This window comes from Acinetobacter sp. AOR43_HL, assembly GCF_027854635.1.
GTDB classification, from domain to species: Bacteria; Pseudomonadota; Gammaproteobacteria; order Pseudomonadales; family Moraxellaceae; genus Acinetobacter; species Acinetobacter pittii.
The window spans coordinates 24,155-35,256 of the sequence record NZ_JAKTHX010000021.1 but is presented as its reverse complement, the minus strand read 5'-3'; the positions used below and the strand labels follow the sequence as shown (position 1 = coordinate 35,256).

The following is an 11,102-nucleotide window of genomic DNA, read 5'->3' as shown; positions in this document are numbered from 1 at the left end:
ATTTTATCTGCAAACAATTTAACAACGGGTGATGCTGACTTAATGAAACCATTTGCATCCACAGTTGTATTTTTTGATGACAAGATTTTACGCCACGGCTGAAACGTATTTACATTCCAGTTTACAGACCTGACATAAAAATCGGAGTTATGCGTTATGCTTAATTGCGCACAAGCATCAGTTGAGTCGTTAAGATCTAAATTAATAATTGCCTGAGAACTATTGTCAGGATAGTCTCCAGCACTTGAAACATTATCACCATTATTTTGCCAATAAAAGGCATTACCATTTCCCCTCAATGTTGATAATTTTTGACTACCTAATCGAATTGACTTTCCAACTCCAAAAGCGCCAACCTCCATCACATTGCCTGTAGCTGTACCAACATAACGACTAGCTGCATGAGTGTTATTTGTAAAGTTTTCATTAATTTTTGCGCCAGTAGAGCGGAAAGTATCACCGCCTGCGCCAGTAGGCGCTGTGCCAAGATTTACTGTTTGAATCGTCATTTTCTTACTCGCATAAAAAAAGCCCCTAAAAAGGGGCTTTAAAGGGGTTTAAATTAAGGGTAAAAAACTTGGGTGAATGTCGTTGAGATTTGCCAAACATCACCTCCCAAACAACGGGGTTGATATTCAGGACTTGTTTTTACACGGACTTCACCGTCTAACGGCGAATCCCACAGAAATGATTCCGCGCCCTTGTGCTGATCGAAGAATGCTTTGATTTGCATAATTTCAGCTTTATAAGCCGTTCTTTGATAAGTCCATTCACCAGATCGGTTATTGATACCTACAGCAATGTTTTGTTCATACCCATCACCAAATTTGCTTGATAACGTATTAAAGCGCTGGGTATTACTATTGCCATCTAAGTCACATTCAAATGTGAATTTAAGGTCGCTCATAAATTGAATCCATTAAAAACCGACCTCATTTTGGGTCGGTTTTAAGCTTTAATTGCAGCAATGATTTCGGGTAATTTCCATAATAGAATTGGTATAGAAAATAATGTTAAAAAGGCGAGAATTGTCTGCCATAAACCATACTTTTCAATAGACACTTTCAGAAGCTCCACTATTGGTTTAAAATATTCCATATAGATTCATCTCTTTTCATACTTTCGCGAGTGATGGAAAACAAAAAACCCTCGATTGCAGTCGAGGGTTTTTTGTACGTAAAAATATAAAAGGTGCTAAAAAAGCCCCTATTATATTGTTCTGTTTTTCTCGCTCTTAAATTTCCCCCTTGGATATCCTGGGCGAATGGGCTAAAACACAAAATGAAAAACCCACTCATTCGAGTGGATTCAAGCTAATTTATGATGGTAGCAATGTGATTTCTTTACCATCCCTGTCGTTTGGACATTCGCAATCGTTTTTCAATCTTTGCATCCACCATTGCCTCATTTTGTTTCTGATACTCTTTTAAGATAACTGTTAACTCCTTACCATCCCATTCAGAGGTAGCATCCACTTTTTCCGAAGTCTGATTGATAATGGTCACCGTGGGTTGAGACTTCTCAATTCTTCCAGAACTAATCGCATCAAATTGTCGTGCCTCCCGTCGGGCTGCTATAGCTTCACTAGTATTATTAGAAACATAACCTCCATTTGCATAACCACTAGGTGAGCTAGTTCGCATTGATTCAACAACACTCACTCCTCCCCAACGTTTAATATCTTCTTGCGACCAAACAACTTCACCTTTATGCACAATGCCAGCTGGAGTATGTTTAAGACCATTTCCTGTATAACCACCGTCTGAGAAACCAGCGATTGTTTGTGCTGCAATTAGGCCAACACTTGCATAACCCATTCCACGAACTAAAGTAGATGCTGGAATACCTAGAACAGGGCCAAGCTCTAAGGCTTTTGTTGCTGCTAGCTCAGTACTTATTATCGCCTGACCAATTGCAATCGCCTGCTGCATTAAGAACATGGCTTTATATGCAGAACTTTGCTCACCAGCCGAGCTTTTAACCATCTCGGTCATACTGCTCCAAACTGTTGAAGCCTGTGACAATAGAGAACCATACAATTCAAGCTGAGTTTGATGCTGTGATTGCTGCAAATCTTGATATTTCTGTGCATATTCCTCTTGGATCTTGAATTTGTTCTCTTCATGGATCCTAACAGCATCTTCAATTCGCTTATTGTATTCAAGCTGATCAATTTCTTTCCGCTTGAGCTTCATTTTAGCCTCGTCACCCTTATTAATAAGAGTGGCGTCGTTTTCAGAAAGAGCATTTCTTTCTCCAAATTGTAAAGAAAGTCCAGCTCTTTGCCATATTGGTGCTGCTAAAATGTCTCGCTCCTGTTTTAGCTCCTGCAATGCCTTTAAATTAGCTTGATCATATGACGCTTGGCGTGCTGCCTTTGTGAGGTTGATTAATTCCAACTCATCCTGATATTGCTGTTCTAGCAATTCAACAGCTTGCTTCTGCTCAGACTTACTTAATTCAATGTCGTGTGCCGCAGAAAATTTCTTACGATCAAAACTTTCCTTAAGTAACTGCTCTTCGGTCAAGTTGAATTGCTTATAGTCATCCAACTTGGTTCTTAACGCTTGTTGAGCGATTGCAATATCATTGTCAGCACGGGCTTGAAGTTCTGCCTTAATTTCAGCTTTGCGCTCTGGGGTAAAGTTGGCTTTATCAACATCTTCCAACTTCTTAGCAAGATCATTTCTAATCTTGGTCACTTCATCAGCTACATCGTTTTCCAGTTGAAGGCGCAATTTAGCCTGATCTTCTGCCATTTTTGTAGCGTCTTGAAGTAATTTATCAAATCCCTTAGAGGTAATATCCCCAGCTGTATAGCCGTTAATACCAGCCATATAGCCTTGATAATCCTTCCAGTATTGGTTGTTATTCTTGCCAATACCTTTACCTTTTTGAACATTGCCTTCACCCGCATGATAAGCACGTACTGCCTTCTCTAAATCCCCCTTGAAGAGCTTTAAAAGATAAGACATGTACTTTCCAGCACCTTCGGCAGACTGAGCTAAATCATATCGGTCTTTTACGCCATATTGCTTAGCTGTGCCTTCAAGAAATTGGAACCCACCTGTAGCACCAGTAGTCTTGTTATATGCTCTGGCATTGCCACGTGATTCAATCATATGTAGCGCAGACAAAGTACCAGCTGGCAAATTATATTTAGACTCAATTCCAGCAAAACCATACTTTGCAGCATTAGCCTGAACTTTGGCATTAACAGAAAGCACTTTTTGCTGTTTTTCAAGCTCTTTAGTGCGCTCCTTATCCTTATTTACAAGATTATCAAGAGCACTTTCCTGACTAATAATGCCTTTAATAATTTTGTCTTGTTCAACTGTGACGCCTGCAAAACCTTTTTTCTGGTTTTCTCGATAAGTCTGTAACAGAAGCTCTGCTTCTTCTGCTGATCTATCATATTTAGTGATCAAAACCGACTTAAAGTCTGCATCCCATTTACGATCTGCAAGTGATTTATTGATGTCCTTAAGCTTTTTATTAAGCTCAGTTACGTCTTGAACTGCTCCTTTCGCACCTTGACTAACATCATTGAAACCTGCTTTTGCATTGGCACCAGACGCGCGAACCTGATTTAACTCTGCGTTTGTTTGTTTAACAGCTTTTGAGTTTTCATCTACTTTCTTCTTGCTATCAGCCAGCTGGTTAATTTGATCCGAACTGATGAACGAAAGTTGATTTAATCTATTGAAAGCTTGGTTTACATCAATAACGCCAGTTTTTAATTCTGCCCATATTCGATAAGCTTCAGCACTTTGCTTATTGTTGTCAGTGATAGACTGAGTAAGTAACAAGAACTCGTTCTGAGATTTAGATAGTTGAGCATTCTGTAAACTTAGTTGCTTTGTCAGTTCACCTTCCGCTGCTCGCTTTTGTGCACCTTCAAGCTTCATGAGTTCATCAGCTGCCATGCCTGCATAACGTGATTGCTTCTCAAGCATGTCATTGGCTTTATCGCCATTGTCTCGCATTAAAAGATATCCGGCTGCTAAACTTGCTACTGTGATGCCAATACCAACAGGACCACTTAGTAAGCCTAAAAGTCGTGTACCAATCCCTACACTTGCCGCACCAGCTGCTGCCGATCTAGCCTGAGCCGTTGCCAGTGCACCTTCCGCTACTGCCAATTCTCTTGTAACTTGAGCCTCAATTTTCTTTAACTCAGCCATACGAGTTAATGTAGCAGCACGGCCTTTTTCAGAGATTTGGGATTTTAATCGCTGTACTTCCAAAGCTTTCTCAGCCGCAATAGCAGCTAAAGTCGCTTGGGTATTTGCAACAACGGCTTGAGTGCTAATTACTTGTTGAGCAGCAGCCGCGCGCTCGGCTTGAATTGCAGCATATTGCGTAACTGTTTGAGCAGCTAATTCCTTAATTTTTGCAGCTACAGCAACACCTGAGGCATAAATTGCAGGAATGTAGGTTCCAAGCCAATAAGCACCACCAACCATCATTGCAGAGGTTAAGACATCTAAGTTGCCAGCCAGAGTTTGAATAGATCCTGATAATACTTGGGCTGTTCCAGATCCTTTACCTGCTTCACCTACGAATTTTGTAATAGCATTACTTAGCATCCCTAGAGATTGACTAATTGTTTTGTCTGTTTTGCCATAAAGTTCATCAACACTATCCCCAGCTTTTAGTAGTGCTTTAGTGATTACTTCTCCAGTTAATTTGCCATCTAGCATCATCTGGCGAAGTTCGCCACGTGTTACACCTAGACCTTTAGCCATGGCATTTAAAAGCCCACCTGCTCCATCCACAAGACTGTTAAATTCTTCTGCACGAAGTACACCACCATCTAAAGCTTGTCCATATTGGAATAATGCTGCCGAAGCTGATTCGGCATTAGAACCACTAATAGCAACAGCCTTCGAAGTAATTTCGGTAAGTTTTGCAGTTTGTTCTTGTGTAAGATTTAAGGTCTTGGCATTAGACATGTATTTTGAATACACATCATTTACTGCGCCCCATGAAGAAGCAGACCTTTGAGCAATATCAAACGTGTCAGCCATTGCCCGATTTAGTTCTTCTTGGTTATTTGTCACCAATTTCAATTTATTGTTTATGCCTGTATAGAGATCCATTCTATTAATGGCAGCACTTACAGTAACCAATCCAGCCATGTAGCCAGCAAGTTGGCGCGTTGCCACAGACAAACTATCCATTGATTTACTTGCAAAGTCGCCTTTGCGCTCAATGCTATCCAACTCATTGCCTAGATTGCGCGCATTTCGTTCTGCATTTTTAGCATCAATTACAATGACCAAACGGGATTCTTGTGCCATCTTACTTTCCTCTAGGCAATAAAAAACCCGCTTTCGCGGGTTAATTGTTTAATTTGAATTAATTTCTCAGTGCTTTCTCACAATATGGCGATGCATTTTGTAAGTTTGGATCTGGGCTGTACTGGTAACTACCTCCACCATAGTAGTTAACTTTTAACTCAAGTTTAGAGTCAGTTTTACTTTTAATCGTTTGCTTTAACCCTGATTGAACAATAATTTCATTACCATTTACTTTTAGCTTTTCAATAGAATCTTTACCATTCCAACTGGAACACATTAGACCAGTGCCATCTTTATTGAATGAGTAAGTCACAGCGTATGGGCCATTATTGCCCGTCCAAAAGCCATTGAGATCCGTTGATGTTGGTATTACAGACATGTATTGATTATTCATCATATCTGTTGTGGCTGCACAGCCTCCCAAACCTAGAACCAAACTCAATAAAACAACCTTCTTCATCTCATTCTGCCTCAAATAATTTTTTGACTTTTCAAGTCTTGCAATAACTCACCAATATTAGTTGATATTGCCGAACGAACAGCTTCGGAGTCTGTACCGCCCATTGCCTTAGGTGAAGCCTTGTGAGTCTTAATTATTTTCTTATAAATAACTTGATCATTTTTAGTTACTGTATATTCCACATCTAAATAGAAATCTACTTCAACAAATCCAATCCAGTCATACAGAAATTGCTTTATGTCCCCATTTATTGTTATTTCCGCATTGTCATTTGGGTTAAACCCAGCTGCTATTAATTCTTTTGTTAAGGAAGATTTTAACAGTGCATCAGCATTATCAGACATATACATTGTTCCAATCGCAGCAGATGGCTTTTGAAATTCATTTTTTTTAACTAAACCTTGTTGAGCAGGTGTGTATTGGAATCGCCCAACTGCAATCTCTCCTTGCCCGCGGATCGAAGGAGAAGCTATATAGTTAATAGGCATGGTAGTTGAGCACCCTACCAAGCCGAATCCAAGAAATCCCGCCATTAAAAACTTTTTCATAATGTAATCCATTTGTTATAAAGTGTACTAACTTTAACAAACTGGTTACTAAATGTCACATAAAGCAAAACCACCCGAAGGTGGTTTCTATCATTCAATATCAGGCAAATCCATTGGATTGTGCTTACTAATTGATAAAACAAAGATTTCAGTTTTACTAGTTCTTTGAAAATGTAAAACCTGATCAGATGTAGAATAATTTGCACCTTTTCTGGTTTGCCAAGATGGTAAACCAATATGAGCATGCCAAAGATCCATCTCCTGAGCATATTTAGCTCTTTCTTTATGATCTTGGTAACACTCAGGAACTTTCCAAGAAGGTGAAATTTTACCCTTCCAACCTGTTAAGCCATTCTGTTCATAATGTTCTAAAAAATCATCAATCAAGTCTAATTTTTCATCAGTGAAAACATTATCGTAATAATACAAAAACTCATCACTAAGTATTGCAGTGTAAAAAGGCTTTATTGAGTCAGTGTTAGAAGTGGATTTTTCTAATCCGTCGTTTGTTGAACTTTCTTCGCCCATGCTCTTCTTTCTTCACGAGTTAATCCTGAAGGCATTTTATACGATTTTTGCTTAGTTAGGGCAATAAGATGCTGAATATCAACACCTAAATGATGATTTTTGTCCGCATGGATTGTTGCGGGATGAACCACAGCGCAATCGATCATGAAAATCTCCAAATACGGATTAGATAAATAATTCTAAAATAAAAGTAATATCATTATTAGCAGTACTTTCAATTCAAACTATGGCTAATAACATTTACTATTGAAAATATAATATTTCTTAATGACATCTATGTCAATTAGAAATTACATTCTTAAACCCTTAACCTTAAAGTTTAATTTATTATAATTCAACAACTTAAAAAAGATAACTTTTTAGAATTTTAGAAAAACTATGCTAAAAGTGCGGTATATTGTGCATTCCTTAAAATACCCCGCACTCGATTTTGTTTTAAGAAATAAAACCTTAAACGTTTTATTTTTTCGCCTTAAACTTCATTTGCGACTCGTCTAAAAACAAGTTATCGATAGCAAAAATACAATCATTAAAGATGTCTCTGTCTACTGGTAATTCATAGTGCTCACAGTATGCGGAGATAGCCGAAATATCCAAAGACAGCGGAATCCCTTGCTCATATCGCCTAGACCGTGAAATAACGTTATAAGCAGAAAGAATCGCATTTGATGTATAAGAATACTCGGGTTTCTCAATGACCTTGGCAGCTTGAAGATTTAAGGCTTTTGCGATCGCTGCTTGCTTCGCGTTGTAGTCGCTCGCTTCTTCTTCTGAGTTGAACTTGCACCAGTTGTAGAGTTGGAGGACTTTCCCACGACTTCATCCTTATATGAATCAGCTTCTTTCTGGATATCTTCAGCTTCTTGCTTTAGGTATAGCCAAATTGAAATGCCAATATCACCCATATTGAGTAGCTTCGTCGCATTTTCATGAGAATACTCTGGTTCAGTTTCAACCAATTCACCGCCGTCTATCTTTTCTCCAAAAACTACGCCTTTCCAGTCTTCTATTAGATGACATGCAGCAGCTTCGAGAAGTAATTCGTGGTAAAGCTTATCGTCTTTACTAGCCTTACTTACATCATACCCTTTAGTGGTAATCTGATTATTCGCACGCTCTAATGCCACTTGATACGGCTTATATCCAGATCCACGAATTTTAAACTCAGCTAGTACATTTCCTTCCGTGTCCGTATATTCTCGCCATTTACTGACAGTTTTGCTTGTTTGAATGGTTACTTTTAAAGCCATTTTCTACTCCAAAAAAAAGCAGCCATAAAGGCTGCCATCAGTAAAATTAAATTAAGGATTTGGGTTTGGTGCTGGAATACGGGTAATGATTGGCGATTCTTCAACTACCTTATATTCAAATGAAGCATTTAAAATGTCGCTGTTTCCACCACTCGGTAATGGTGCTGTAATTTCAGCTTTAGGAATAAAAATTTCGTAAGAATTACCCAAAGTGTCTGTAATTGGGACCTTCAATGAAATTGAAGTGTTGGTGAACTGTTTTTCGTACATGTCTGAAGTATTTCGTGACCATGCAGCAGTAAATGAACCTGTGCCGGCTGCTAGTGTTTCTAAAATAGCTCGAGCATTGATTCCTTCACCTAAGCATTTTTGCAACTTCATAGTGTTATCCCATTTGAATGAGAATTGCGTCAAGCAAGAGATACCTGCTTGTGATACCCCATCAAGTAAGATTTCACCAACAGAAACATTAGATAGCTTAGGACTGTTATCTGCTGGAGTTACTGCCCCAGCGGGTGGTGTTGAGAAGTTAGTTCGACCTAAAGCCATTAGGCCAAATGCCATCGAAATTAAGCCTGCTTCAGGAATTTCAATACTAAAGGTATTTACATGACAACCTCGGAAAACGTGGTAATCATTTACGTCTTCAAAGCCGCGAAGTACTGAGAATGTTTGGCGAAGTGCCCCACCAAAAGTAAGGACATTGGATGACCAGCTATTAAAGGCTGCCGCTGCCATTAAATCTTGCACAAGTTGGCTATATTTTGCCTCACACTTTAATTCACCGGCATATTCTGCGCCTGTAATCATTGATGAGCGAGCAATGCGCCCGCTAGTGATAGACTTTGACTCTTCTTTAGAAACTGTTGCATCCAAGCCGTTATCTGTAAATTCAAATGTAGTCCGAGCAAACGGTGTCGGTGTTACACCTACCGTTGTTTCTCTTGCAATTTGCGTTATCTGACGCGCACCACTCGACATGGCTTATTACTCCTAACTAGGCATAAAAAAAGCCACCCGAAGGTGGCCGTTAAATTTTTGGCGTAAAAAAACCGCCTTTTGGGCGGTGTGATTTAATTTAAGTAACTATCTTTCATATCAATTGACTGTAAATCCAATGGTCACATTCTGCTGCACAAAATCTCCATCTTTACCTGCATCTATTGTTTGACCCTGAAAACATTCTAAATGCTCGAATCTGAAATATTCAAAATGGGAAAGCAATTCAACACTTAATACAGTTATTTCCTCGTCTCCAGTATTCGGTCTTGCAAAGCATTGGATCAGGATATTTCCTGTGCGGCGAGTGCAAGGCTTATCAGCTAATCCAGCAATGAAACTTGGCCCCCATTTAATTGTCAAACTACACCATAAACCTTTAGTTGGTACCGTAAAGCCTGGAGCATTTGGATATTTAATTCTGTCTTGAGAAATTCCTGTGAAGCTCATCATACGGTCGACTATTGCTTGCCTAGCTTCCTCTAAAGTCATTGCCATTTAGCCACCATACTTTTGAGTAATGTAAGTAAACGTTGTGCTGTAGATACCCAACGGAGCTTGATCAGACCAACCATTCTCTAAGCGCTCAGCATAGGGCTGGTTGTTTTGAATATAGATCAAACTACCAAGTTTAAATTTCACAGCTTGAATCGCAGCATCTTGCAATGCATTAGTAGAAGGCTCTCGCACACCGTAATCACCAGATCCAATAGAAACAATATGTGAAGCTCGATAAGCACCTGTATCGACAGGACTTGAAACAACGAGTGATTGCACTGTATCCATGGTGATTTTTTTTACATGCTCATCTGCCTGTTTCTCAACTTCAAAACTAAAGCTGCTCGGCCTTGCTCCCTTCCACCCCATGTTTTTTAACCTCACTTGCTTCGAACATTTCAAAAAGGTCTTGAGCGATCGCTTGAATCGAATACGCTTCAAACTCTACACTCGGCTCGCGCTCACCCATTCGCCGTTTTACTATTTGCCAGATATGAACAGCCTCATGTAAAAGCAATCCATAAACTTGTATTTGGTCCTTATCCGCTGTATCACCAATTTGGACAATTGCATAAGCGCCGTCTGAATAAGAACTAACCTGAGCATCTGCCCCCATATCTAAAAATTGATCAGCTTTGCCCATATCTTCAAATAACAAATCCATATGTATTTGATTTCTAGCAAGTGCATATTTGACATGTTGAAACGGTGAAATGTACCACTCAGGAACATAATCAAGATTAATCATTTAAGTCCCTATACTTTTCGAAGCTGACATTTCCAACTTGCACCAATTGGGTCCTGTTTAATATGCATGATTCGAAAGGTACCTTGCGCCGTACTCCATTCATCATCAATCATTGGCTCTTTGGTAACTTCATTCTGCAGCACAATAGCTTTTTTATCTGTTGCCAATACTCCAAGTGTTAAAATCTCATATTGGTTATACGAACCAAACAAAACGCCTCTCCCTTTATAATGCTCAATTACATTTTCAGAAGTATTCGTTTTAGGATTCCACTTTGTGCTTACAACCCGCTCACATGTAAAGGTATGAACGGCGTCCGCCAAATCATCATTAAATGCTTCAGCAATGTCTGCCTGAATTTCGTCACGTAAGCCCATATCATGCCCTGTAAAGTGGTATGCCAAAGCCATTAAAACTTGCATTTGGATCTTTCAAATCAAGCGAATCAATATAATCAATTGCTATCTGTTCAAAGCTAGAAATCGCTTCAGTACCTTCTTGATACTCTTTTTCAGATTCGACTGAATCAGCTTTAACTTTCTTTCGTTTAAGCAACTGCTCTTTGCCGTTATAAATTACTTTGGCCAGAATTCCTTTGATAATTTCACATGCAGCATCTTTAAGAAGTGGATCAATTGGATCTGGCACAAAACCTATTTTGTTTTTCATCCAAACATTTGCAAGTTGAACCAGACGAGCTTTATCACTGTCTGGTGCAAAATCGCTGCCCAAAATTGAATTTGCGTCATCTACAGTAATAAAGCTCAT

13 protein-coding genes and 1 pseudogene are annotated in these 11,102 nt (G+C 39.2%); all 14 read right to left on the bottom strand.

Going from position 1 to position 11,102, the window contains the following annotated elements:
- Positions 1–509: pseudogene (locus MKL33_RS09265) on the bottom strand (hypothetical protein); the annotation flags it as partial.
- Positions 510–562: 53 nt separating this feature from the next.
- On the bottom strand, positions 563–907 hold the full coding sequence (locus MKL33_RS09260; protein WP_270906852.1) for a phage tail protein: 345 nt from the start codon (positions 905–907) through the stop codon (positions 563–565).
- Between the two features lie 436 nt (positions 908–1,343).
- Positions 1,344–5,303, bottom strand: a complete 3,960-nt coding sequence (locus MKL33_RS09255; RefSeq protein ID WP_270906851.1) for a tape measure protein — start codon at positions 5,301–5,303, stop codon at positions 1,344–1,346.
- 58 nt (positions 5,304–5,361) lie between these two features.
- Complete coding sequence (locus tag MKL33_RS09250; RefSeq protein ID WP_000758222.1) at positions 5,362–5,763, bottom strand: J517_1871 family lipoprotein; 402 nt, start codon at positions 5,761–5,763, stop codon at positions 5,362–5,364.
- A gap of 11 nt (positions 5,764–5,774) precedes the next feature.
- Positions 5,775–6,311: a hypothetical protein gene (locus tag MKL33_RS09245; RefSeq protein ID WP_016684837.1), complete on the bottom strand. Its 537-nt coding sequence runs from the start codon at positions 6,309–6,311 to the stop codon at positions 5,775–5,777.
- A 90-nt stretch (positions 6,312–6,401) separates the two neighbouring features.
- Positions 6,402–6,839 carry a hypothetical protein gene (locus MKL33_RS09240; protein WP_000503551.1) on the bottom strand — a complete coding sequence of 146 codons (438 nt, stop codon included), beginning with the start codon at positions 6,837–6,839 and terminating at the stop codon, positions 6,402–6,404.
- Positions 6,806–6,985 carry a hypothetical protein gene (locus MKL33_RS09235; protein WP_000564460.1) on the bottom strand — a complete coding sequence of 60 codons (180 nt, stop codon included), beginning with the start codon at positions 6,983–6,985 and terminating at the stop codon, positions 6,806–6,808. Before MKL33_RS09235 ends, MKL33_RS09240 begins: the two co-directional genes overlap by 34 nt.
- A gap of 570 nt (positions 6,986–7,555) precedes the next feature.
- Positions 7,556–8,089, bottom strand: a complete 534-nt coding sequence (locus tag MKL33_RS09230) for a hypothetical protein (RefSeq protein WP_270906850.1) — start codon at positions 8,087–8,089, stop codon at positions 7,556–7,558.
- Between the two features lie 51 nt (positions 8,090–8,140).
- The gene (locus tag MKL33_RS09225) at positions 8,141–9,070 is read right to left on the bottom strand and encodes a phage tail tube protein (protein WP_000094303.1); all 930 of its coding nucleotides are present in this window, start codon (positions 9,068–9,070) and stop codon (positions 8,141–8,143) included.
- 117 nt (positions 9,071–9,187) lie between these two features.
- A complete protein-coding gene (locus MKL33_RS09220) occupies positions 9,188–9,586 on the bottom strand; it encodes a hypothetical protein (RefSeq protein ID WP_001251835.1) in 399 nt (132 codons plus the stop codon).
- Complete coding sequence (locus tag MKL33_RS09215; RefSeq protein WP_004736755.1) at positions 9,587–9,955, bottom strand: hypothetical protein; 369 nt, start codon at positions 9,953–9,955, stop codon at positions 9,587–9,589.
- Positions 9,921–10,334, bottom strand: a complete 414-nt coding sequence (locus MKL33_RS09210) for a hypothetical protein (protein WP_033855660.1) — start codon at positions 10,332–10,334, stop codon at positions 9,921–9,923. Before MKL33_RS09210 ends, MKL33_RS09215 begins: the two co-directional genes overlap by 35 nt.
- Positions 10,335–10,342: 8 nt before the next feature.
- Positions 10,343–10,756, bottom strand: a complete 414-nt coding sequence (locus MKL33_RS09205; RefSeq protein WP_068967804.1) for a glutamate 5-kinase — start codon at positions 10,754–10,756, stop codon at positions 10,343–10,345.
- Entirely contained in the window at positions 10,713–11,102 is a 390-nt protein-coding gene (locus tag MKL33_RS09200) for a hypothetical protein (protein ID WP_033855662.1), read from the bottom strand. The genes MKL33_RS09205 and MKL33_RS09200 overlap by 44 nt, the downstream gene beginning before the upstream one ends.

Coding starts and splice junctions, on each gene's coding strand:
- MKL33_RS09225 (WP_000094303.1), bottom strand. CDS start 9,070: ATGTCGAGTGGTGCGCGTCAGATAACGCAAATTGCAAGAGAAACAACG.
- MKL33_RS09235 (WP_000564460.1), bottom strand. CDS start 6,985: ATGATCGATTGCGCTGTGGTTCATCCCGCAACAATCCATGCGGACAAA.
- MKL33_RS09255 (WP_270906851.1), bottom strand. CDS start 5,303: ATGGCACAAGAATCCCGTTTGGTCATTGTAATTGATGCTAAAAATGCA.
- MKL33_RS09260 (WP_270906852.1), bottom strand. CDS start 907: ATGAGCGACCTTAAATTCACATTTGAATGTGACTTAGATGGCAATAGT.
- MKL33_RS09240 (WP_000503551.1), bottom strand. CDS start 6,839: ATGGGCGAAGAAAGTTCAACAAACGACGGATTAGAAAAATCCACTTCT.
- MKL33_RS09245 (WP_016684837.1), bottom strand. CDS start 6,311: ATGAAAAAGTTTTTAATGGCGGGATTTCTTGGATTCGGCTTGGTAGGG.
- MKL33_RS09220 (WP_001251835.1), bottom strand. CDS start 9,586: ATGGCAATGACTTTAGAGGAAGCTAGGCAAGCAATAGTCGACCGTATG.
- MKL33_RS09200 (WP_033855662.1), bottom strand. CDS start 11,102: ATGAGCTTTATTACTGTAGATGACGCAAATTCAATTTTGGGCAGCGAT.
- MKL33_RS09250 (WP_000758222.1), bottom strand. CDS start 5,763: ATGAAGAAGGTTGTTTTATTGAGTTTGGTTCTAGGTTTGGGAGGCTGT.
- MKL33_RS09230 (WP_270906850.1), bottom strand. CDS start 8,089: ATGGCTTTAAAAGTAACCATTCAAACAAGCAAAACTGTCAGTAAATGG.
- MKL33_RS09215 (WP_004736755.1), bottom strand. CDS start 9,955: ATGGGGTGGAAGGGAGCAAGGCCGAGCAGCTTTAGTTTTGAAGTTGAG.
- MKL33_RS09210 (WP_033855660.1), bottom strand. CDS start 10,334: ATGATTAATCTTGATTATGTTCCTGAGTGGTACATTTCACCGTTTCAA.
- MKL33_RS09205 (WP_068967804.1), bottom strand. CDS start 10,756: ATGCAAGTTTTAATGGCTTTGGCATACCACTTTACAGGGCATGATATG.